Genomic DNA, 23,296 nt, shown 5'->3' with positions numbered 1-23,296 from the left:
GATTGGTCGGCTGTGTTTCTTCGGCGGACACGTGGCGGTTGTCCACAGGCTGGGAGCGAGTGGTGGCTGAAGTCGGGCAACCCGGTCAGGATTGTGGGCAGGGGGAACCGAACCGGGCCTCGCCCTGAGGATGCGGCCGGCCCGGCCGACAGCGGGAGGCAGCGGTGAGGACAGCGACACTGGGGCCGGCGCAGCGCGCCGAGTCACTGGCAGCCATGGCCGAGCGCGAGCTGGACGTCCTGGTCGTCGGCGCCGGCGTGGTGGGCGCCGGCACCGCCCTCGACGCCGCGACCCGTGGCCTGTCCACGGGACTGGTCGAGGCGCGCGACTGGGCATCGGGCACGTCCAGCAGGTCCAGCAAGCTGATCCACGGCGGACTGCGCTATCTGGAGATGCTCGACTTCGCCCTCGTCCGGGAGGCGCTCAAGGAACGCGGCCTGCTGCTGGAGCGGCTGGCACCCCACCTGGTCAAACCCGTGCCGTTCCTGTACCCGCTCCAGCACAAGGGCTGGGAGCGTCTGTACGCCGGTTCGGGCGTCGCGCTCTACGACGCCATGTCGATGGCGCGCGGCCACGGCCGGGGCCTGCCCCTGCACCGGCACCTGACCCGCGGTCACGCCCTGCGCGTGGCCCCCGCCTTGAAGAAGGACGCCCTGGTCGGCGCCCTCCAGTACTACGACGCCCAGATGGACGACGCCCGCTACGTGGCCACGCTGGTGCGCACGGCCGCCGCGTACGGCGCGAAGGTCGCCAACCGCGCGCGGGTCACCGATTTCCTGCGCGAGGGCGAACGGGTCGTCGGCGCCCGGGTGCAGGACGTGGAGAACGGCGGCGCGTACGAGGTCCACGCCAAGCAGGTCGTCAACGCCACGGGCGTGTGGACCGACGACACCCAGGGCATGGTCGGCGAGCGCGGACAGTTCCACGTCCGGGCCTCCAAAGGCATCCACCTGGTCGTGCCCAAGGACCGCATCCACTCGACGACCGGACTGATCCTGCGCACCGAGAAGTCCGTGCTGTTCGTCATCCCCTGGGGCCGGCACTGGATCATCGGGACCACCGACACCGACTGGGACCTCGACAAGGCGCACCCCGCCGCCTCCAGCGCCGACATCGACTACCTCCTGGAACACGTGAACTCGGTGCTGGCGGTACCGCTCACGAGGGACGACGTGGAGGGCGTGTACGCGGGGCTGAGGCCGCTGCTCGCCGGGGAGTCGGACGCCACCAGCAAGCTCTCGCGCGAGCACACCGTGGCGCATCCCGTGCCCGGACTCGTGGTCGTCGCGGGCGGCAAGTACACGACGTACCGGGTCATGGCCAAGGACGCGGTGGACGAGGCCGTGCACGGGCTCGACATGCGGGTCGCCGAGTGCGTCACGGAGGACGTCCCGCTGCTGGGCGCGGAAGGGTACCGGGCCTTGTGGAACGCGCGGGCGCGCATCGCCGCCCGGACCGGGCTGCACGTGGTGCGCGTGGAGCACCTGCTGAACCGGTACGGCGCGCTGGCCGAGGAAGTCCTCGACCTCATCAGCGCAGACCCCTCACTGGGCCAGCCCCTGAGCGCGGCCGACGACTATCTGCGCGCCGAGATCGTCTACGCCGCCTCGCACGAGGGGGCACGGCACCTGGACGACGCCCTGACCCGGCGCACCCGCATCTCCATCGAGACCTTCGACCGCGGCACCCGCACCGCCCGTGAGGCCGCCGCGCTGATGGCTCCGGTGCTGGGCTGGGACAAGGACCAGATCGAGCGCGAGGTCGAGCACTACGAGAAGCGGGTGGAGGCCGAGCGGGAGTCCCAGCGGCAGCCGGACGACCTGACGGCGGACGCGGCACGGCTGGGGGCCCCGGACATCGTGCCGCTGTGAACAGCGACAGGACCGGGCCTCTTCACCCGAACGAGTGTCACGTACCGGGATCTCCGTTCGGAACCCGCTCGTTCAACGAGTGCGAGGACAGAACTCGGCGGTGAGCAGAGCCGGTTCGAGGCCGGGATCTGCGATCGCCGTCGTGTGCACAGAAGGTGAGGACACGTCGGCCGCCGACGGCGGCTGACCACGGCGCGCCGGCCCGGGCGTGGCGGACGTCGGTCTCCTCCCGGGCCGGCAGCGCGGCCGGGGCGGCGGTGCGGGGGCCTCGGACGGGGCCCGGGAAGGACTCGGGTGCCCCAACAGCCACCCTGGGCGTTGGGCACTTGTCGGGTGAGGGACAATGGAGGCTCTGTCAGGGCGGGTTGCATGAGGGGACGCATGTCGGAGGCGGAGCGGGCGGGGACATCCCGTCAGGACAAGAGCGCACGTCTCCTCGCCGGGCGGTACCGGCTGGGAGAAGTGCTCGGCCGCGGCGGCATGGGTACGGTGTGGCGCGCCGAGGACGAGACCCTCGGCCGAACGGTCGCCGTGAAGGAGCTGCGGTTCCCGGGGAACATCGATGAGGACGAGAAGCGCCGGCTGATCACACGGACGCTGCGCGAGGCCAAGGCCATCGCCCGGATCCGCAACAACAGCGCGGTGACGGTCTTCGACGTGGTCGACGAGGACGACCGGCCGTGGATCGTGATGGAGCTCGTCGAGGGCAAGTCGCTCGCCGAGGTCATCCGCGAGGACGGCGTGCTGGAGCCGAAGCGCGCGGCGGAGGTCGGACTGGCGATCCTCGACGTGCTGCGCTCGGCGCACCGCGAGGGCATCCTGCACCGTGACGTGAAGCCGTCGAACGTGCTGATCGCGGAGGACGGCCGGGTCGTGCTCACCGACTTCGGCATCGCCCAGGTCGAGGGCGACCCGTCGATCACCTCGACCGGCATGCTCGTCGGCGCGCCCTCCTACATCTCCCCGGAGCGGGCCCGCGGGCACAAGCCGGGACCGGCGGCCGACCTCTGGTCGCTCGGCGGACTGCTGTACGCGTCGGTCGAGGGCGCGCCCCCGTACGACAAGGGTTCCGCGATCGCGACGCTCACCGCCGTGATGACCGAGCCGTTGGACGAGCCTAAGAACGCCGGACCGCTGAGGGACGCCATCTACGGGCTTCTCACCAAGGACCCGGCCAAGCGGCTCGACGACTCGGGTGCCCGGGCCATGCTCAACGCGGTGATCCACGCGCCCGAGCCGAAGCAGGCCGAGCCGGAGCCGCCGCTCGACGCGACGAGGGTCGTACCGCTGCCGGTGCAGCCGGACGGGCCCGGGGACGAGGGCGGTTCGGCGGGCGCCGGGGGCAAGCGGGGCGAGGAGGCCGGGGAGAAGCTGCGGGGCGCGCTGCGTTCCATGCGGAAGGCGGCCGTCGCTGCGGGGGCGGCCACGTCGGCGGCTGCGACCCGCGCCAAGTCCGGTAGCGGGACGGGAACTTCGGGGCCGGACCGTGGGGCTTCGGCGGGGGATGTCGAGTCCGGGCCTTCGGGCGGTGCTGGTTCGGGTGCTTCGCGTGGTTCCGGTGGCTTGAGCGGGTCGGGCGGTTCCGGTGGCTCGGGCGTCTCCGGTGGTTCCGCGGCCGGTGTTCGGGAGCAGGGGACGCGGAGCGCGCTCGGGGTTCCGGCGGCGCGGGGAGCCGAGGGGGCCGCGGGGGCCCGGAGCGCCCAGGGGGCGCGAGGGGTGCGGACTGCCTCGGGTGCTGAGGGTGCGTCGGGTGCACCCAGCGCATCCGGCACGTCGGGCACTCCTGGTACCCCGGGCGCTTCCGGTGCGAACGGGAACGGGAACGGTCGGAGTTCCGGGTGGCCTGTGATGACGCCGCCGGACCTGGATCTGCCGCCGCGGCCCGTGCCGAGGGCACCGCTCACCGATGTGGTGCCGCGGCGGACGCTGCTGATCATCGCGGTGGTCGTGGCGCTCGCCGTGATCGGTACCGTGCTCGCCATCGCGTTCAGCGGCGACGACGACACGTCGAACGGGTCGAAGGGCAGCGGCGGTTCGAGGACTGTCGCCGGCGAGAGCGCCCGTGCGGACACCAAGGAGGACAAGAGCGGCGGGACGCGTACGGACGGTGACACGTCCAAGTCCGCGACGGCCGGTTCGGACTCCAAGGACACACCCGCCACGGAGGTGAGCGCGTCCGGCGGCAGCGGGGCGTCCGCCGGTGGCTCCGGCGACACCGCCGCGGCGAAGACGCACCGGGGGAGCCAGGGGTACTCGATAGGCCTGCCCGACGGGTGGAAGTACCAGTCCACGGGCTCGGCGGGGGACCGTTTCACCGGACCCGACGGGCAGAAGCTGCTGGTCGCCTGGACGTCCACGCCGAAGGGCGACCCCGTCTCGGACTGGAAGAACCAGGAGCGCTACATGGTGCGCTCGCAGTACGACCGGATCCGAATAGAGAAGGTGGACTACCGCAGCTGGAACACGGCCGACTGGGAGTTCACCTATGTGGAGAGCGGGACGAAGTACCGCACCGTCGACCGGGGTTTCGTCGTCAACGACCATAGCGGGTACGCGCTGATGTACACGGCGAAGGCCGACGACTGGGGTTCGGAGCTGCGTGAGACCACGTGGCGGACGCTGACGGAGACCTTCCAGCCGAAGAAGTGACCGGGCCGCCTCCCGGTTCGGGGCGGGTTCGGGGCGTCAGATCTGACATCCCCTCCTTGCAGGTTGCCTCCGGCACGTATCGTGAATGGCTGCGGACCATACGCAATCCAGTTCTTGCGGGAACGGGACGCGGCACGAGCGAAATTGAGCGACCGGGCGGCCGGGGGAGGCAACGTGGACGACTATGCGGGTCGGGTACTCGCCGACCGCTACCGCCTGCCGCTGCCGCCGTCCGACGAGTACGAACTCAGCGAGACCCGGGCCTTCGACACCTACAGCGGGCAGGAAGTCCTGGTCAGGCAGGTGCCGTTGCCGGAGGTCGTCGAGGCGGAGGTGCTCGACGCGGAGGGGCTGCCCGACGGGTTCACGGCGCGTGACCGCGGGGCGCGACGCCCGCAGCCGCGGGCCGGGGGCGGCACGCGGCGGCCCGCCGACCCGGTGGTGCGGCGCGCGGTCGAGGCCGCGCAGGCCACGGCCCGGATCCCCGACCACCCACGGCTCGACCAGGTCTTCGACGTGTTCGCCGAGGGCGGGTCGCTGTGGATAGTGAGTGAGTTCGTGGCCGCGCGGCCGCTTTCCGCGCTGCTCGCCGAGAAGCCGCTGACGCCGTACCGCGCTGCCGAGGTCGCCTCCGACGTGCTCATGGCGCTGCGGGTGCTGCACGGGCACGGCTGGGTGCACCGGAACATCACCGCGCGCACGGTGCTCGTCTGCGACGACGGCCGGGTCATGCTGACCGGACTGGCCGTCGGCGCGGCGGAGGAGGCGCTGTGCGGGTACGACCCGGTGCCGGCCGAGGAGGGTGAGGCGGGCGGTGGGGCCGGAGGTGCCGCTGGGCCCGGTGGTGCGGGTGGCGTGGCCGGTGGCGGTGGTTCCGGTGCCGGCGTGGTCGGTCTGGGCGGTCCCGGTGGGCCCGGTGGCCCCGGTGTCGTGAGCGGTGGGGTGGACCCCGAGGCCGCTCGGCGGGCCGCCATTCAGGCGCGGGCGGCGGGAGCGTTGCCGGCGGCCGGCGTGGAAGCGGCGAACGGGGTGAGTGGAGCGGGTTCTTCGGCCGCGCTCGCGCGGAGAGCCGAGCCGGAGAGCGGCGACGACATCCGTGCGGCGCGTGCGGGAGCGATCGCCGCGTACCGCGCGGGCGCGCGGGCCGCCGCCCGGGTGCAGGAGGCGCAGGACGGCCGTGCGGCCCTGCCCGGGGCCCGGCCCCCCGCCGAGGGCGACCTCGGCCCCCGTGCCAACGGGGCGTCGCAGTCGGCGTACGAGGTCGGCCCCGGTACGACGGCCAACGGGCTGTCCCAGCCGCCGTACGAGGTCGGCCCCGGTACGAACGTCAACGGCGTGTCGCAGTCGCCGTACGGCTCGCGGACCGGTGGGGACGTGACGCGGCCCGGTGTGCCGCCCGGGCGGGTCGCCGACCCCTACGGCGTGCGCGGCGCGTCCGTTCCCGCTCAGGGGCACGGTCCGAACGGTCCCGCGCTGCCCGCCCCGTCGGCGGAGGCGCCCTCCGGGGCCTGGGGCGAGCCGGCTGCCGCTGGGGCGGCACGGCGAGGCCCCGCGACCGCGTTGGCCGCTGAGCGGGCGCGGCAGGCGCGGATGGCCGTGGTGGGGCCCGTGACCGAGCGGTGGGCGCCGGAGCAGGCCGGGCCGGTGCACGAGAACTGGCAGTTGGCCGCGCCGATCGGCCCCGCGACCGACCTGTGGGCGCTCGGCGCGCTGCTGTTCAGGGCCGTACAGGGGCACGCGCCGTACCCCGAGGAGTCGACGGCCGAGCTGGTGCAGATGGTGTGCGCGGAGCCGCCCGCCTACGCGGAGGAGTGCGGGCCGCTCAGGCCGGTCGTGGAGTCGCTGCTGCGTCAGGACCCCACCGAGCGCATCGACTTCGAGGAACTGCGCGGCTGGCTGCGGTCGCTGGTCCGCTCGGCGCCCGAGCCGGAGGCCGGCGCGCACGTGATCGCCGCTCCGCCCGCCGACCCGAACCGGCTGCCGATCGTCCGCCGCCGGGGCGAGCTGGTGCGCAGACGGCGCGCCGGTCTCCCCGTCTCCACGCACGGTCGGCACAAGCGGGCCCGGCAGGAGACGGGCCGCTCACCCCGCAGCCTCGGCCGCACACTGCTCGTGCTGATACTGCTGGCGCTGGCCGCGGCGGTCGCGTACGCCGTGCTGTTCATGCCCAAGTCCGACGAGAGCGGCGGCGCGAGCGGCACGGACGGCGCCGAGCGGACGGGCGCCAGTGGCCAGGTCGGTCAGGCACCCGACGCGAGCAGCGAGCCCCGGCCCGACCAGACCTCGCCGAAGCAGGACGCCGACCCCTCCGGGTCCGCCGACTCCACCGAGACGCAGGCCGGTGACGACCCCGACGTCCCCGCCGGGTTCACCGTGCGCAAGGACGCCGAGGGCTTCCGCGTGGCCGTGGCGAACGGCTGGGACCGTACGCCGCGCAACGGGCTCGGTCAGGTCCGGTACACGCACGGCGCGTTCGAGCTGCTCGTCGTGCCCGGGCGGGACTCCGCGAAGAAGTACGGCAGCGATCCGATGGTCTACCAGCGGGAGAAGGAGCTCGAACTCCAGCCGTACCGCGACTCCAGCTGGGCCACCTCCACCGGACTGCGCACCATCGAGGTGGGCGGACGGACCATGGCGGAGGGCCAGTTCACCTGGACCGCGGAGGGCAAGGACCTGTTCGTACGGAACATCGCGATCCTCCTCGACGGGCGCTACCACGTGCTGCAGGTGCGCGGCCCGGAGGCCGAACGGGACGAGGTGACACGGCTGTACGAGCAGGCGTCGGCCACCTACCGGTACACACGTTGAGCCACGGTTTCCCCGCGGTTCCCTTTTCTTCCTGCAAGCGATAACCATCACAGTGAGGTTTCCTTGGGACCCCGCTTGTTCCCTGGAGGGGGGCCGGTCCCTAGTCTGACCCTGTCAAGAGCATTGCGGGGCAACGTGAATCAGATGCAGGGCCAGCTCGTCGCCGGCCGCTACCGGCTCGCCGACTCCATCGGCAGCGGCGGTATGGGCCGTGTGTGGCGTGCCCACGATGAGGTGCTGCACCGGGCGGTCGCCATCAAGGAGCTCACCGCCGCGCTCTACGTCTCCGAGAGTGACCAGGAGCGGCTGCTCGCCCGTACCCGGGCGGAGGCGCGGGCGGCCGCGCGGATCAACCACTCCGCCGTCGTCACCGTCCACGACGTGCTCGAACACGACGGCCGGCCGTGGATCGTGATGGAACTCGTCGAGGGCCGCTCGCTGGCCGACGCGGTCAAGGAGGACGGCCGCGTCGAGCCCAAGGAGGCCGCACGGATCGGCCTGTGGGTGCTGCGCGCACTCCGCGCCGCGCACTCCGCCGGAGTCCTGCACCGCGACATCAAGCCCGGCAACGTCCTCCTCAGCCAGGACGGCCGGGTCCTGCTCACCGACTTCGGCATCGCCCAGATCGAGGGCGACACCACCATCACCCGTACCGGAGAGGTCGTCGGGTCCGTCGACTACCTCGCCCCCGAACGCGTACGCGGCCACGACCCGGGCCCGTCCTCCGACCTGTGGGCGCTCGGCGCGACGCTGTACACGGCGGTGGAGGGCAGGTCACCGTTCCGCCGCACCTCACCGCTGGGCACCATGCAGGCGGTCGTCGAGGAGGAGGCCGCGGACCTGCGGTACGCCGGTCCACTCGAGCCCGTCATCGTCGCGCTGCTGCGCAAGGACCCCGCCGACCGGCCCGGTGCCGCCGAGGCCGAGCAGCTCCTCGCCGAGGCGGCGGAGGGACGACGGCCCAACGGCGCGCAGATGTACGTACCGACGCGGCACACGGGCCCCCGCTTCGAGTCGGCGACCCATGAGACCCCGGCGAGCTCGGCGACCCACGCCGTACCGGGCGCGGGGACCAGCGGTCACCCCATGACGGGAACCTCGGCCCACGCCCTCCCCGATGCGACGTCCACGCCCCTCCACCACATGACCGGTCCGACCTCCATCGGGCCCTCCGGACACGCCCCCGCCCCCCGGCCCGGACGCCGCCGACTGCGCACGCTCGCGCTCGTGGTGACCGTCGCCGCCCTGGTCGGCGGCGGTACGGCGGTGGTGCTGCAGAAGCTGGACGACAGCAGACAGCGGGGCAACCACGCGTCCGCCTCTGCGAGCCCCGCGTCGAACCCCGGCTCGAAGGCCGGGCAGAGCACGGTCCCCGACACCTGGGTCTCCGTCACGGATCCCCTGGGCTTCGGGCTCTCCCTGCCCGACAAGACCTGGGAGCGGAAGGTCTTCGGCATCCAGGGCGACCTCAAGCAGATCGACTACACGCCCGACGGCGGCGAGCACTTCGTCCGCATCGCCGTCGACACCTCCTCCGACTTCAACGACGCGTACGAGCACCAGCTCGACCTCGAACAGCAGCTCACCCGGCTGGTCGACTACAAGCGGGTGAAGATGGAGAAGAACATCTACCGCGACCGCGAGGGCTCCCTCTGGGAGTACACGTGGACCGCGCAGGCGAAGGACACCCCGTTCCCGGGGCCGCGCCGCGCCGTCGAGGAGACGTACTTCAGCCGCGACGGCGTCGAGTACGCCATCTACATGTCGGGGCCCGCGCAGGACTGGGCCACGACCAGCAGGCAGTTCAAGACGGTCCTCCAGGGGTGGCGGCCGAACGGAGGCTGACCTTCGGGGCCGGCGGCCGAAAGGTGGCTGACGAGGGGCCCCCGTCCGTGGGGCATGATGGGGCTCATGGGGACCGAGGGGGCCGACTTCCGGGTCATCGCGGGCCGTTACCGGCTGGAGGCGCGGCTCGGGCGCGGCGGCATGGGCGTCGTCTGGCGTGCCACCGACCAGTTGCTCGGGCGTCAGGTGGCCGTCAAGGAGATCGCCCAGGACGACTCGCTCTCGGCCGAGGAGGCCCGTCGGCAGCGCGAACGGACGCTGCGTGAGGCCCGTGCCGTGGCGCAGTTGAGCCATCCGCACATCATCGTGGTGCACGACGTGGTCGAGGACGACGAACGCCTGTGCATCGTCATGGAGCTGATCGACGGCGGCTCCCTCGCCGACCGCATCTCCGCCCGCGGCCCCGTCGGCCCGCACGACACGGCCCGTATCGGCGTCGCCCTGCTGAGCGCCCTGGGCGCTGCGCACGCGGCTGGTGTCCTGCACCGGGACATCAAGCCGGCGAACGTGCTCATGGAGTCGGGCACCGACCGTGTCGTCCTCACCGACTTCGGCATCGCGCAGGTCGCGGGCGCCACCACGCTCACCGAGACGGGCGCCTTCGTCGGCTCGCCCGAGTACACCGCGCCGGAGCGGATGTCCGGGGCCAGGACCGGCCCCGAGTCCGATCTGTGGTCCCTCGGCGCACTGCTGTGCACGGCCCTGAGCGGGAAATCACCGTTCCGCCGGGACTCGTTGGGCGGCATCCTGCACGCGGTGGTCTTCGCCGAGATCCGCCCGCCCGAACAGGCCGCGCCGCTCCTGCCCGTCGTACGGGGCCTGCTGGAGCGGGATCCGGAACGGCGGCTGGACGCGGCACAGGCCGAGCGGATGCTGCGGGCCTTCCTGGACACCGGCCGCACTCCGCAGTCCTCGCAGTCCGCGCAGACCCCGCAGCACGGCTACACACCGACCCAGCGGGACCTGCCCCGACAGCCGCCGTCGGCCGCTCCGCCCCGCTCCGGGCAGTCCACGCGGGGCATGCTGATGGCCGCGCTGCTGGTCGCGGCGATGGCGGGCGCGGGCGTGTCCGCCGCGGCCCTGCTGATGAACGGGGACGGCGAAGGCGGCGGCAGACCGACCAGCCCGGCACCCCGCACCCCGGGGAGCGCGTCCTCGAAGGCCACACGTCCGGCCTCCCCCACCACGCATACGCCCTCCACGACACCGAACACGTCAACCGCCCCGGCGCCCGCCCCCGCCCTCACCAGCGCCCCCTCCGGCTACCGCATCGCCCACGACCCCACCGGTTTCGCGCTGGCGGTCCCGGAGCGCTTCACCCGTGCTCCGCAGGGCGAACGCGTCTTCTATCTCTCCCCGGGTGACACCTTCCGCATCGGCGTCAAGGTCACCGACCCCGAACCGGGCGGCCCCCTGGAGGTGATGCGGCGCGCGGCCGCCGAGGGGCCGGACACCAACCCCGGTTACCGGGACGGCCGGGTCACGGAGACCACGCAGGGCGGACGCCCGGCCGCGCTCTGGGAGTTCACCTGGAACGGCTTCAGCGCCGCCGAGGGCGCCCGGCACACCTACGACCTGTGCTGGGAGGAGGACGGCCGGATGTACGACGTGTGGGTGTCGGCGCCGGTCGGGAAGGTGCGGGAGGCGCGCGAGTACTTCGACGTCGCGGTCGACACGTTCGTACGTACGTGAAGGGTCACGGCTCTGTGACTGAAAAGCGCCCAAGCTGGATGCGGAGCGCCTCCCGCGATATGGATGTACGCATGAGCAACAACGGGGGAGCCGGCAACGGGACCGACGAGCCGACGAGTTTCGTTCTGCAACCGCCGGACCCGCAGGCCGCGATACCGCACCCGAACAACCCGTACGCGACACCCGCGCCGCCCGTCGCGCCGCACCCGGCACACGGCGGCCCGACGAAGGACCTCGGTGCCGGTCGCCTCATAGCCGGTCGTTACCGCCTGCTCGGGAAGCTCGGCCATGGTGGCATGGGCACGGTGTGGCGGGCCAAGGACGAGACGGTGGACCGGGAGGTCGCCGTCAAGGAGCCGCGCGTCCCCGATCATCTTCCCGACCGCGAACGGGCCAACGCCTTCGAGCGGATGCGTCGTGAGGCGCGTGCAGCGGCCCGGCTCGACCACCCGTCGGTCGTGAACGTGCACGACGTGGCGGTGGTCGACGATCGGCCATGGATCGTCATGGAGCTGGTGCGGGGACGTTCCCTCGGTGACGCCCTCAAGGAGGGCACCCTGAGCGCACGCGAGGCGGCGACCATCGGCCTGGAGGTGCTCGGCGCGCTGGAGGCCGCGCACGCGGCGGGCATCCTGCACCGTGACGTCAAGCCGGACAACGTGCTGCTGGGCCGCCATGACCGCGTGGTCCTCACCGACTTCGGCATCGCCCAGATCGAGGGCGAGACGAACCTGACCGACACGGGCGGCTTCGTCGGATCGCCCGAATACATCGCGCCGGAGCGGGTGCTGGGCCGGCGCCCCGGCCCGGCGTCCGACCTGTGGTCGCTCGGGGTGGTGCTGTACACGGCGACGGAGGGCGTCTCACCGTTCCGCCGCAGCAACACCCCCGCGACCCTCCAGTCCGTCGCCAACGCCGAACCCGCGCCGCCCGCGGCCGCCCAGGGGCCGCTCGCCGAGGCCATCAACGGGCTGCTCCAGAAGGACCCGGCGCGCCGACCCACCGCGGCCCAGGTCCGCGCGTTGCTGGAGGCGACCGCGAACCCGCCGGCGCCACAGCCCACGCAGGCCGTGCGGTACGTCCAGGCGGGCGGGAAGGGTGTACGCCTGGGCCGCACGGCATGGTTCGGGCTCGGTGCCGCGGTCGTCGCGGCGGCGGTGACGGCGTACCTGGTGCTCGCCGCCCCCTTCGCGGGGCCGCTGCCCGACGGCTGGAAGACGGCCCATGAGAAGGACGTCGCCGCGACCCTGGCGGTGCCCGCCGACTACCAGCGCAGCCTGCCCGACCGGAAGACGGACCAGACCCACTGGGTCGGCTACAGCGACTACAGCGGTGCCATCTCCGTCGTCCTCACCCTCAGGAAGAAGTCCGAGGACACGAGCAAGACCATCGCCGACTCCGCCGCCGCCGAGATGTACGCCGACAACGGCGACTTCAAGGCGAACGGCGACTACAACCTGGACATGCCCAAGGGCGCGAAGACCACCCCGAAGCTGACGACGTACCAAGGCAAGCCGTCCGCCGAGAACACCGTCGTCTACACCACCGACGACAGCGAGGACCCGCGCCCCCGCGAGCTGCGGATCCTCTACTACAAGACCTCCGCCGGCGACCTCTACCGGCTCACCATCGGCTACCCGGGCAAGGGCGACTTCACGGAGCGGGGCCGCGCGGTGGCGCGGACGGCCGTCGCGAACCTGGGCATCGACAAGCTCTGAGCTACTTGATGCGTCGGGCGATCGCCCGCAGCAGGTCCACCTTGTCGACGCGCAGCGCGAAGCTCTTGGTCTTGCCCTTGGTCGGGATCGACTTGGCGTACCAGGGCTTGCCGTGGTTGCGCCACTTGGCCGGTTCCAGGGTGAGCGGAAGGGGTGCGAGCGGGACCGACCAGACGGTGCCGAGGCGGAGTTCCCCGCTCCACAGGCCCGGGGTGAGCCGGCCGACCTGGACACGGATGGTGAACAGGTCGGTGTGCGGGGTGCGTTCGGCGGTGAAGGCCGCGCTCTCCCCGCTGTCGCTGGTCAGGACGACCGTCATCTCGCCCTCCGGGAACGCCGCCAGCGTGCTGTGGCCGCTGATCACCAGCTCGGACGGGTCGTTGGCCGACCAGCGGGCCGAGTCGATGAGGAGGTGCCGGGCGACCTTGTGCTTCTGCTCGCCCAGGTCGAGCGTGTAGTTGCCGTACGGCTTGGTGGTGTACACGGTGGCGGCGCGTGAGCCCTTGACGGTCTGGACGACCTGGGTCTCAGGCTGGCCGCTGAGCTGCTTCGCGCGCTTGCTGCCGATGCGGACCTCGCGGACCGCGCTCTGGGCGCCGATCGCGAGGGAGATGTCCCACAGGCCGTCGGCGAGGGGCTTGCCGTCGGCGGCGGTGTCGATGTCGATGGCGGCCTCGAAGCCGGCGTTGTCGTAGACGTAGACGCCCTCGTCCTCGTCGGAGCCGAGGCCGGGCGTCTCGGTGTGCCGCACGGGCAGCCGGTACTCGACCTTGGTGTCGCGCTCGCGCAGCACCAGTTCGGTCGTCACGTCGCGGGTCTCCACCCGGTGGAGGTAGCCGTGCCCGGCCAGGTGCAGCGTGGAGCCGACGAGCTCGGCGCGGCTGACGTGGTGGCGCACACCGATCGCGTTCGTGACGTCGTAGCACTCGTCGGGGACGACGTGCTCGGGGTCGCGGAAGAACGGGTAGCGCGCGTAGATCCGGCCGTTCTCGACGTGGACGGGCGTGGACACCTTGCGCTTGCCCAGCGAGCGCTCGAAGCGCAGGAGCTCCATGGACTCCTCCAGCATCTTGTGCCGGACGAGGTACAGCCGCAGCCGGGCCATCGCGGAGAGGTGCTCGTTGATGCCCTCGTGCCACAGCGGCTCGATGGTGTCGGCGAGCCGGGCGAGGGTCTTGTCCGCCTCGTCGGCCGGTTCGCGCGAGATGTGGGCGAGCAGGTTCTGCACCTCGATGGTGAGGTGACGGTGGGCCAGGTGGTCGCGGTCGCGGCCGGGCGGCACGTTCTCGAGGAGCAGGTCGATCATGGTCGGCAGGAACCGCAGGCGCGGCTCCGAGCCCTTGGTGCGGGAGGTGGTGTTGCCGCCGTCGTCGCGCAGGGTGCAGAACAGGCAGTCGTAGTCGGCGATGACGGAGATGCCGCCCTTGGCCGCCAGGTACGCCAGGGCCGTGAATGGCTGGTCCTCGCCGATGGGCAGGCCGGTCGGGAAGCGCAGGTTGTTCTTCTCGATGAGCTCGCGGCGGAACAGCTTGAGCGGGTTGAGGGCCCAGTAGACGCGGGAGTGGAAGACGTCGGTCTTGGGCTGGGTGCTCTTGAACATCGACGCGGGCAGACCGCGGCCGTTCACGCCGACCATCTTGCCGAGGACGATGTCGGTGCCGTTCTCCCGGGACATGGCGACCATGCGTTCCAGGGTTTCCGTGCCCAGCCAGTCGTCGGCGTCGAGGAAGAAGACGTACTCGCCCCGGGCGTGGCCGAGTCCGACGTTGCGGGGCGCGGAGGGGCCGCCGGAGTTCTCCTGGTGGAAGACGCGTATGAGCTTCGGGTACAGGCCCGCGAAGCGCTCCAGCTCGTCAGGCGTTCCGTCCGTCGAACCGTCGTTGACGACGATCACTTCCAGCGCGGACTGACCGATGGTCTGCTCGACGACGGACTCGAGGCACCGCGTCAGATAAGGCATCGCGTTGTAGGCAGCGATAATTACCGAAACGGTGGGGGTGGCCATCGTCACGCTCTCCAGAAATTAAGGGGCAACACCCCACCTGGATGGACGGCCTGAACACCGGCGGTATTGGTTCTGGTACGACGGCTCGGGTGCCATTTGCTGGGGGGAAGAAGCCAATGGGAATGTGAAGGTACCATGAGATGGCTATGTCCTGGAGGTGAACTGGACAGCTGAAACCAGCCAATTGCGTGATGTGGATCACGATTTGTGCGGTTACTTCGTCCGCGTTCGTCCCGAGGTGCGGTGCTCTGATCATTTGGCGCCCGTGAAGCCCAAGTAACAAGCCGCTTTCCGGTTCGCGTAACGGTATGGACTCGATCAGATATCGGGATGCGCGGAATCCCTTATTCCGCGAAACCGCCCCGGTGTGATTCCGAACTCGCGGCTGAAGGCATGCGACAGCGCATAAGGGCTGCCGTATCCGGCTTCCCGTGCCACGGTCGCCAGCGGTACGTCCGTGTCGCGCAGCCGGGTCGCGGCGAGCGTCAGCCGCCACCACGTCAGGTACGCCATCGGCGGGCGGCCCACCAGTGAGGTGAAGCGGCGGGCCAGTGTCGCCCGGGAGACGCCCGCCTCACCGGCCAGGCGCTCGTTGGTCCAGGGCGCGGCCGGGTCGGCGTGCAGGGCACGCAGCGCGGCCGTCGTCACCGGGTCGCCGAGCACCGCCGGCCAGGTGCCCGCCGCCGCCTCCGTCATCCACGCACGGACCATGTAGACGAGCAGCAGATCGAGCAGGCTCGGCAGCGCCAGGGACGAGCCCGGGCGGCGGCCGTCCAGTTCCGTCGCCAACAGCTCGACGGCCGCCCGCAGTTCGGGATGCCGGCCGACCCGGCTCGGCAGGTGCACCACCTCGGGCAGCTCCGCCATCAACGGGTGCACCCGGCTGCGGTCCAGGCGGTACTTCCCACACAGCAGCTCCACCTCGCGGTCGCCGTCCCGGACGCCGAGCACCTCCCGCGCCTCCTCGAACGGCACGGCCCGCGCCAGTCGCGCCGCGTCCACCGGCCCGTCGGCCAGCACATGCCCCGCCCCGTGCGGCAGCAGCACCACGTCACCCGTGCCGAGCGTCACCGGCCCGCCGTCGCTGTCCGGCCCCTCGGGCAGGAGCCAGCAGCCGCCCGACAGCACGACGTGAAAGCCGGCGCCCTCGTACGGGGCGAGCCGCGTGCACCAGGAGCCGCTCACCCGCAGCCGGTTGGAGGAGGGGCGCCCCACGCGCACGGCGGAGATCGCGTCACTGACCACGTCCATGAGCGGAAGGGTAGCCCGCTTGAGACGTACGCGTATTCAGCAGAGCCGATCAGGCATCGTCACGCTCATTCCTGTCTCCCTACGCTGCGAAGCATGACCGACACCAACACCGCGCAGCCCATCGTCCTGGGGGACGTCGAGATCCTCCGCATCGTCGAATGGCAGGCTCCCTTCGCCCCCGCCCGCGACCTGGTCCCCGGCGTCGGACCCGAGGTGTGGGAGAGCAACAGGGAATGGCTCGCCCCCGATCACTGGGAGCCCGACACCGACCGGGTGGTGGCCGCCCTGCAGACCTGGGTCATCCGCAGCGCCGGCCGCACCGTCCTCGTCGACACCGGCGTCGGCAACGGGCGCGAGCGTCCCGGCAATCCGCTGTTCCACCAGCGGCAGGGCGACTTCCCGGGCCGCCTGGCACAGGCGGGGGTACGGCCGCAGGACGTCGACCTCGTCGTCAACACCCACATCCACGCCGACCATGTCGGCTGGAACACCCACGCCGTCGAGGGCGACGAGGCGTGGCAGCCCACCTTCCCCAACGCGCGGTACCTGCTGCCCGCCGCCGACGACACCCACTTCGGCCCTGCGGGCGGGTACGGCGGCGGTGTACGGCCGGACGACCGGCTGACCTACGAGGACAGTGTCGCGCCCGTGCACCGGGCCGGGCAGGCCGTGCTGTGGGACGGGGAGTACCGCATCGACGACCACCTCACCCTGGAGGCCGCCCCCGGGCACACCCCCGGCTCGGCCGTGCTCCGCCTCTCCTCACGCGGCGAACGCGCGGTGTTCGTCGGTGACCTGCTGCACAGCCCCGTACAGGTACTCCACCCCGACTGCAGCAGCTGCTTCTGCCTGGACCCGCGCCAGGCGGCGACCAGCAGGCGCCGGGTCCTGGAACGGGCTGCGGACGAGGGTGAGTTGGTGATCCCGGCGCACTTCGGAGGATCGGGGGTGGTGCGACCGCGCAGGCAGGGTGGCGGGTTCGGTCTGGAGCCGTGGGCCGTGTCGTAGCGCGGGCGCGCACCGCGCTCGGCATGCCCGCGTCGACAAGCTGGGGCCCCGCACGGTAGGCATGAGGCATGAGCAACGACGGGGGCCCGGGCGGCGGCAACGGGCGGACGATCGGCGGGCGTTACCGGCTCGTCGAACGCATCGGCTCCGGCGGGATGGGCACCGTGTGGCGGGCTCACGACGAGCTGGTGGACTGTGAAGTCGCCATCAAGCAGCCCCGGTTGCCCGGCGATCCCGAGGACGAGCAGCACCGGCGGGCCGCCCATCGCCTCTACCGCGAGGCCCGCGCCGCCGCCCGCGTCGACCACCCCTCCGCCGTCACGATCCACGACGTCGTCGTCGAGGAGGAGGGCGGGGCCGCCGAGGGCCTGGTGGACGGACTGCCCTGGATCGTCATGGAGTTGGTCCGCGGCGAGTCCCTGCACGAGGTGCTGCGGCGCGGCCCGCTGGACCCCGCCGAGTCCGCCCGCATCGGCCTCGCCGTCCTCGGTGCCCTGCGCGCCGCCCACGCCGTCGGCATCGTGCACCGGGACGTGAAACCGGCCAACGTCCTGCTCGGCCCGCACGGCCGTGTCGTCCTCACGGACTTCGGCATCGCCCATGTCCAGGGCGAGCAATCCCTCACCGTCAGCGGGGAGTTCGTCGGCTCACTGGAGTTCGTCGCCCCCGAGCGCATGTCGGGCGGCGGTATCGCCGGCCCCGCCTCCGACCTGTGGTCCCTGGGCGTCCTGCTCTACGCCGCTGTGACGGGAGGGTCACCCTTCCGCCGTACGACCGTGGAGTCCACGCTCGCCGCGATCCTCGCCGACGACCCGCCCGAGCCGAAGCAGGCGGGCCCGCTCGGCCCGGTCGTCGTACGGCTGCTGCAGCGGGACCCCGAGCGACGGCCCGGCGCGGAGGAGGTCGCCGCGGTGCTGGAGGCGGTGGCGGAGGGGCGGGCCGTACCGCCGGACGCGCCGCGTGCGCCGGACCCGGTCGCGCCGGTCGAGCAGAATGCCCCGGTCGCGCCGCAGCCGGGGGAGACCTCGGAGGGGCCCGCGCCCGCGCCCACCCCGACGCCGCCCGCACCCGCGCAGCCCGAAGTCCGCCCCAAGCGCCGTACCGCCCCGGTCGCCGCCGTCCTGCTCGGCGGGCTCCTCGTCGGCGGCATATGGCTCGGCACCTCGTCCGCCCTCATGGAGACCGAGGGCGGCTCCGCCTCCGCCGCGGTGGAGACCACGGGGCGCGGCGAGACCCCGGGACCGCCCGGCGCCTGGAAGGCCCACAAGGAGGAGGACCTGGACGCCGTCCTCTCCGTTCCCGCCGCGTACAAGCGGCTGTACGAGACGGGAGTCGCCAAGGGCCCGTCCCGACAGGTCGTCTACGGCGGCGAGGACGGCAGGATCGCGGTCGCGCTCCTCCAGTGGGACGAGGCGCCCGGCACGACGCAGGGGCAGGCCGAGCAGTCGGAACTGTGGGGCGAGTACGAGCACAGCACCCCCCAGTACTCGCGCACCACCTTCGACGGCGACGAGGCCGTTCTCGCCGACACCACGTACGACCCCGACGGCAGGCCCACCCGTGTGCTGAAACTGGTCGTCCGCACCGACGCGAACCGCATGTACGAGCTGCGCGTGTCCATGCCCAAGGGAACGCCGGAGGAGAAGAAGGGGACGGCGGTGTTCAAGGGGGCCCGCGACCGCCTGGAGATCGAAAAAGGCTGAAACGCGGCCGGTCGCCTCGGAAACACCACCGTCCAACGCCCTGATCAGCGCGTTCGTTGCCAGTGACCACTGGCGCCGTGTGTGCGCCCGGTGAATCCTCATTACCGGCGGGTACCCAAAGTCCTCCCCGCGTCATACCCTGCGCGCATGACGGACTCGCAGGCCCCCGAGAAGACCGGCACCGAGAGCGGCACCGAGAAGACCGGCACCTCCTCCACCGGCACCAACCCGATCGCCCCCGCCCCCCTCGGCGTACGGACCGCCGAGGACGTGGTCACCCCCGAGCTGGTCGCCCAGCTCACCAAGGGCGTGACCGGCTCCGGTCGGACCGCCAACCACACGCCGTTCACCGGCGAGAAGCTCGCCGACCTGCCCGAGTCCACACCCGAGGACGTGGCCCTCGCCTACGACCGGGCCCGCGCCGCCCAGGCCGTCTGGGCGCAGACCCCCGTCCGGCAGCGGGCCGCCGTGCTGCTCCGCTTCCACGACCTGGTCCTGGAACGGCAGGCCGAGGTCCTCGACCTGATCCAGCTGGAGACCGGCAAGGCCCGTCTGCACGCCCACGAGGAGGTCCAGGCCGTCGCGGTCGCGGCCCGCCACTACGGTCGTAAGGCCCCCGCCTACCTGCGGCCCAAGCGGCACGCCGGCGCCGTGCCCGCCCTCACCAAGGTCACCGAGCTGCGTCACCCGCGCGGGGTCGTCGGCCAGATCGCCCCCTGGAACTACCCCCTGGAACTGTCGGTCGGCGACGCGCTGCCCGCGTTCGTCGCGGGCAACGCGGTCGTGATGAAGCCGGACACGGAGACCTGCCTGACCGCCCTGTGGGCCCGTGACCTGCTCATCGAGGCGGGCCTGCCCGCCGACGTCTTCCAGGTCGTCCTGGGCGAGGGACCGGTCGTCGGCCCCGAGGTCGTCAAGCACGCCGACTACGTCTCCTTCACCGGCTCCACCCGCACCGGCCGCGAGGTCGCCCAGGGCGCCGCCGCCCGCCTGGTCGGTGTCTCCCTCGAGCTCGGCGGCAAGAACGCCATGCTGGTCCTCGAGGACGCGGACGTGGAGAAGGCGGCCGCGGGCGCGGTCCGGGCCTGCTTCTCCTCCGCCGGCCAGCTCTGCATCTCCATCGAGCGGCTGTTCGTCCACGAGTCGATCGCGGACGCCTTCGTCGAGCGGTTCGCCGCCCGCACCAAGGCCATGCGGCTCGGCACGTCCCTCGCCTACGGCGCCGACATGGGCTCCCTCGTCGGCGACCGCCAGCTGGAGACGGTGACGCGGCACGTGGACGAGGCCGTCGCCAAGGGCGCGAAGCTCGTCGCGGGCGGTGTGGCCCGCCCGGACATCGGCCCGTACTTCTACGAGCCCACGATCCTCGACGGCGTCGAGGCCCCCATGTCCGTGTGCACGGAGGAGACCTTCGGCCCGGTCGTGTCGATCTACCGCTTCAAGACCGAGGACGAGGCGATCGACCTCGCCAACTCCACGCCGTACGGCCTGAACGCGTCGGTCTGGACGAAGGACGGCCGCCGTGGCCGCGACGTCGCCGCCCGCCTGCGCACCGGCACGGTCAACGTCAACGAGGGCTACGCCCCCGCCTACGGCAGCGTCCAGTCCCCCATGGGCGGCATGAAGGACTCCGGCCTCGGCCGCCGCCACGGCTCCGAGGGCATCCTCAAGTACACGGAGGCCCAGACGGTGGCGCAGCAGCGGCTGCTGCCGATGGCGCCGTCGCTGGGGATGGACGACGAGAAGTACGCGCAGTTCATGAGCCGCAGCCTGCGCCTGATGAAGGCGTTCCGCTTCAAGTAACCCATCCGGCCCGCACGGACACTCAACGAGGAGAACACGTGCCCCAGGACGCTTACGACTACGACGTCATCGTCGTCGGCTCGGGCTTCGGCGGCTCGGTCACGGCCCTCCGCCTCTCGGAGAAGGGCTACAGCGTCGGCGTCCTGGAAGCCGGCCGCCGCTACACCCGCGAGTCCCTCCCGAAGAACTCCTGGGACCTGAAGAACTACCTCTGGGCCCCCAAGCTCGGCATGTACGGAATCCAGCGCATCCACCTGCTGGGCAACGTCATGGTCCTGGCCGGGGCCGGCGTGGGCGGCGGCTCCCTCAACTACGCCAACACCCTCTACGTACCGCCGAAGGCCTTCTTCGACGACCCCCAGTGGCGTGACATCACCGACTGGCAGGACGAGCTGAAGCCGTACTACGACCAGGCGCAGCGCATGCTCGGCGTACGGGTCAACCCGACCATGACCCCCTCCGACGTCCACCTGAAGGCGGCCGCCGAGCGGATGGGCGTGGGGGACACCTTCCACCTGGCTCCGGTGGGCGTGTTCTTCGGCGACGGCAAGGACGCCGACGGGTCGGCGAAGGCCAAGCCGGGGCAGGAGGTGGCCGACCCCTACTTCGGTGGCGCGGGGCCCTCCCGAAGGGCCTGCGCGGAGTGCGGCGAGTGCATGACGGGCTGCCGCCACGGCGCGAAGAACACCCTGAACGAGAACTACCTCCACCTCGCCCAGAAGGCGGGCGCGCAGGTGCACCCGATGACGACGGTCGTGTCGGTGACGGACGACTCACGGGGCGGCTACGCGGTGGCCACGCTCCCCACGGAGCACGGCCGCAGGTCCAGGGGCCGGGTCTTCACCGCCCGCAGGGTGGTCCTGGCGGCCGGCACCTACGGCACCCAGACCCTCCTGCACCGCATGAAGGCCAACCGGCTGCTTCCGTACGTCTCCGACCGCCTGGGCGAGCTGACCCGCACCAACTCCGAGGCGCTGGTGGGCGCGCAGACCGACAACCGGCGCTACCGCAAGGTGACGGGCGAGCCGAAGGCCGACTTCACCCGGGGAGTCGCCATCACGTCCTCGATCCACCCGGACGAGAACACCCACATCGAGCCGGTCCGCTACGGCAGGGGCTCCAACGCGATGGGCGGCCTGTCGATCCTTCAGGTCCCCTACGTGGAGGGCTCGTCGAGGGTCGCGGCCTGGCTGCGCAGCGCCGCCCGCCACCCGCTGCTGGTCCTCCGTTCGCTGTCCAACCGCCGCTGGTCGGAGCGGACCATCATCGGTCTGGTGATGCAGTCGCTGGACAACTCCCTGACGACGTACCTGAAGCCGACGGGCGTGGGGAAGGGCCTGCTGACCGCCCGCCAGGGCCACGGCGCCCCCAACCCCAAGCAGATCAGGGCCGCCTCGGAGGCCGCCTCCGCCCTCGCCGCCGACATCAACGGCTTCGCCGGGTCCAACGTGGGCGAGCTGATGGGCACCCCGCTGACGGCCCATTTCCTGGGCGGCTGCCCGATCGGCTCCTCCCGCGACACCGGCGTCATCGACCCGTACCACCGCCTCTACGGCCACCCCGGCATCTCGGTCGTGGACGGCTCGGCGGTCTCGGCGAACCTCGGCGTCAACCCGTCCCTCACCATCACCGCCCAGGCGGAACGCGCGATGTCCTACTGGCCCAACAAGGGCGAGGCGGACCCCCGTCCGGCGCAGGGGGCGGCCTACGAACGCCTGAAGCCGGTCGAGCCGAAATCCCCGACGGTCCCGGCGGACGCGTTCGGCGCGCTGCGGCTGCCGTTCCTGGGGATGCCGGCGGTACCGCCGAAGAAGTAGGCGCCCGCACCGGGAAACAGGGAGTCGGAAAGGAAAGAGGGACTCGCGCTCCCCTCCGAGCGCGAGTCCCTCTCTCTGTCCTGGGTCAAGCCTTACGCGCCGGCCTCGGCCTTGCGCCGACGCACCACGAACACCGCACCCGCACCGGCGACGACGGCGACACCGCCGACGAGCCCGATGATCGGCAGGGCGGAGCTGGAGCCGGTCTCGGCGAGGCTGCCGTTGACCTGCGGGGTGTTGCTGCTCGGCTTCTGGTCCGTGACGGGGGCCTTGCCGCCTTCCTGCGGCTTGGTGCCGTCGGTGTCCGTGCCCGGGGCGACGATCTGGAACTTGTAGGAGATCTCACCGAAGCCGGTGCACTCGCTGTCGCTGTCGCCGTAGATCGTGGCGCCCAGCGAGAAGCCGGCACCGACCGGGGCGGACTTCGTCACGTTGACACGCAGCGGGATGTTGACCTCGTAGCCGGGCTCCAGCGTGTCGGTGTACCCGACGTACCCGACGGCGTAGCCACCCTCGTTGAGGTCCTCCCAGACCTTGTCCTCCGGGTTCCAGGCCTGGAGCTGGACCTGCTTGCTCGTGAACAGGTCCTCGCCGGCCTTGTCGGAAGAGGCCCCGGCGAAGAAGTCGAGGTCCTGGAGGGTGGAGTCGGAGTTGTTGGTGACGTTCAGCGAGAACTTGTGCCAGCCGCTGCCCGCCGCGATCTTGCCCGGCAGGCCGGAGATGCTGACGTCGACCTTGGTGTCCTCGCAGAACGAGGGCTCGGGCTCGGGCTCGTCCGTCGCCGAGGCGCTCGGGGACGGCGTGGTGCTGCCCGACGGCGAGGCCGAGGCGGAAGCGGACGAGGAGGCGGAGGCCGAGGAACTCGCCGAGGCGGACGCGGACGCGCTCGCGGACGACGAGGCGGACTCGGAGGCCGACGCGCTGGCGGACGCCGAGGAGCTCTCGCTGGCGGACGCGGACGCGCTGGCCGACGTGGAGGAGGTCGGCTCCTCCGCGAAGGCAGCAGGAGCCGAGAGCAGAGCGAGCGGGGCTATGGCAGCCGTCGCGGCCGCAACGGCCATGGCACGGCGAAGCTTCATGAAGACCTCGAAAGTCTGGTGTGCTGCGACCCTCGCAGCACGTGCTT

General features: G+C 71.9%; 13 protein-coding genes. 10 read left to right on the top strand and 3 right to left on the bottom strand.

Annotated elements, in window-relative coordinates; genetic code table 11:
* Positions 1-164 precede the first annotated feature (164 nt).
* The 6 genes from ACGFNV_RS10310 to ACGFNV_RS10285 all read left to right on the top strand — a co-directional run bounded on the left by ACGFNV_RS10310 (position 165) and on the right by ACGFNV_RS10285 (position 12,583).
* Positions 165-1,871, top strand: coding sequence for a glycerol-3-phosphate dehydrogenase/oxidase (locus ACGFNV_RS10310; protein WP_393621084.1), 1,707 nt, complete (start codon positions 165-167; stop codon positions 1,869-1,871).
* Positions 1,872-2,252: 381 nt separating this feature from the next.
* Complete coding sequence (locus tag ACGFNV_RS10305; RefSeq protein WP_393621494.1) at positions 2,253-4,520, top strand: serine/threonine-protein kinase; 2,268 nt, start codon at positions 2,253-2,255, stop codon at positions 4,518-4,520.
* Between the two features lie 174 nt (positions 4,521-4,694).
* Complete coding sequence (locus ACGFNV_RS10300; protein ID WP_393621082.1) at positions 4,695-7,328, top strand: protein kinase; 2,634 nt, start codon at positions 4,695-4,697, stop codon at positions 7,326-7,328.
* A gap of 144 nt (positions 7,329-7,472) precedes the next feature.
* Positions 7,473-9,173, top strand: coding sequence for a serine/threonine-protein kinase (locus ACGFNV_RS10295; RefSeq protein ID WP_393621080.1), 1,701 nt, complete (start codon positions 7,473-7,475; stop codon positions 9,171-9,173).
* Between the two features lie 66 nt (positions 9,174-9,239).
* Complete coding sequence (locus ACGFNV_RS10290; protein ID WP_393621078.1) at positions 9,240-10,865, top strand: serine/threonine-protein kinase; 1,626 nt, start codon at positions 9,240-9,242, stop codon at positions 10,863-10,865.
* A 71-nt stretch (positions 10,866-10,936) separates the two neighbouring features.
* A complete protein-coding gene (locus ACGFNV_RS10285; protein ID WP_393621076.1) occupies positions 10,937-12,583 on the top strand; it encodes a serine/threonine-protein kinase in 1,647 nt (548 codons plus the stop codon).
* Position 12,584: 1 nt separating this feature from the next.
* Here the strand turns inward: ACGFNV_RS10285 and ACGFNV_RS10280 are convergent, their stop codons facing one another.
* Entirely contained in the window at positions 12,585-14,588 is a 2,004-nt protein-coding gene (locus ACGFNV_RS10280) for a glycosyltransferase family 2 protein (RefSeq protein ID WP_393621074.1), read from the bottom strand.
* A gap of 318 nt (positions 14,589-14,906) precedes the next feature.
* The gene (locus ACGFNV_RS10275) at positions 14,907-15,839 is read right to left on the bottom strand and encodes an AraC family transcriptional regulator (protein WP_393621072.1); all 933 of its coding nucleotides are present in this window, start codon (positions 15,837-15,839) and stop codon (positions 14,907-14,909) included.
* Between the two features lie 93 nt (positions 15,840-15,932).
* Between ACGFNV_RS10275 and ACGFNV_RS10270 the strand changes: the two genes are divergently transcribed.
* The 4 genes from ACGFNV_RS10270 to ACGFNV_RS10255 all read left to right on the top strand — a co-directional run bounded on the left by ACGFNV_RS10270 (position 15,933) and on the right by ACGFNV_RS10255 (position 22,170).
* The gene (locus tag ACGFNV_RS10270) at positions 15,933-16,847 is read left to right on the top strand and encodes an MBL fold metallo-hydrolase (protein WP_393621070.1); all 915 of its coding nucleotides are present in this window, start codon (positions 15,933-15,935) and stop codon (positions 16,845-16,847) included.
* A gap of 68 nt (positions 16,848-16,915) precedes the next feature.
* Positions 16,916-18,550: a serine/threonine-protein kinase gene (locus ACGFNV_RS10265; RefSeq protein WP_393621068.1), complete on the top strand. Its 1,635-nt coding sequence runs from the start codon at positions 16,916-16,918 to the stop codon at positions 18,548-18,550.
* A gap of 147 nt (positions 18,551-18,697) precedes the next feature.
* A complete protein-coding gene (locus tag ACGFNV_RS10260; RefSeq protein ID WP_393621066.1) occupies positions 18,698-20,353 on the top strand; it encodes a succinic semialdehyde dehydrogenase in 1,656 nt (551 codons plus the stop codon).
* Positions 20,354-20,391: 38 nt separating this feature from the next.
* Entirely contained in the window at positions 20,392-22,170 is a 1,779-nt protein-coding gene (locus ACGFNV_RS10255) for a GMC family oxidoreductase N-terminal domain-containing protein (RefSeq protein ID WP_393621064.1), read from the top strand.
* 92 nt (positions 22,171-22,262) lie between these two features.
* Here the strand turns inward: ACGFNV_RS10255 and ACGFNV_RS10250 are convergent, their stop codons facing one another.
* Positions 22,263-23,249, bottom strand: a complete 987-nt coding sequence (locus tag ACGFNV_RS10250; RefSeq protein ID WP_393621062.1) for an LAETG motif-containing sortase-dependent surface protein — start codon at positions 23,247-23,249, stop codon at positions 22,263-22,265.
* Between the last annotated feature and the right edge of the window lie 47 nt (positions 23,250-23,296).

The sequence above is a fragment of the Streptomyces sp. NPDC048751 genome, assembly GCF_043198595.1.
GTDB lineage: Bacteria > Actinomycetota > Actinomycetes > Streptomycetales > Streptomycetaceae > Streptomyces.
This window is presented reverse-complemented; position numbering and strand designations above follow the sequence as displayed.

Coding starts and splice junctions, on each gene's coding strand:
- ACGFNV_RS10305 (WP_393621494.1), top strand. CDS start 2,253: ATGTCGGAGGCGGAGCGGGCGGGGACATCCCGTCAGGACAAGAGCGCA.
- ACGFNV_RS10295 (WP_393621080.1), top strand. CDS start 7,473: ATGCAGGGCCAGCTCGTCGCCGGCCGCTACCGGCTCGCCGACTCCATC.
- ACGFNV_RS10290 (WP_393621078.1), top strand. CDS start 9,240: ATGGGGACCGAGGGGGCCGACTTCCGGGTCATCGCGGGCCGTTACCGG.
- ACGFNV_RS10285 (WP_393621076.1), top strand. CDS start 10,937: ATGAGCAACAACGGGGGAGCCGGCAACGGGACCGACGAGCCGACGAGT.
- ACGFNV_RS10280 (WP_393621074.1), bottom strand. CDS start 14,588: ATGGCCACCCCCACCGTTTCGGTAATTATCGCTGCCTACAACGCGATG.
- ACGFNV_RS10275 (WP_393621072.1), bottom strand. CDS start 15,839: ATGGACGTGGTCAGTGACGCGATCTCCGCCGTGCGCGTGGGGCGCCCC.
- ACGFNV_RS10270 (WP_393621070.1), top strand. CDS start 15,933: ATGACCGACACCAACACCGCGCAGCCCATCGTCCTGGGGGACGTCGAG.
- ACGFNV_RS10265 (WP_393621068.1), top strand. CDS start 16,916: ATGAGCAACGACGGGGGCCCGGGCGGCGGCAACGGGCGGACGATCGGC.
- ACGFNV_RS10260 (WP_393621066.1), top strand. CDS start 18,698: ATGACGGACTCGCAGGCCCCCGAGAAGACCGGCACCGAGAGCGGCACC.
- ACGFNV_RS10250 (WP_393621062.1), bottom strand. CDS start 23,249: ATGAAGCTTCGCCGTGCCATGGCCGTTGCGGCCGCGACGGCTGCCATA.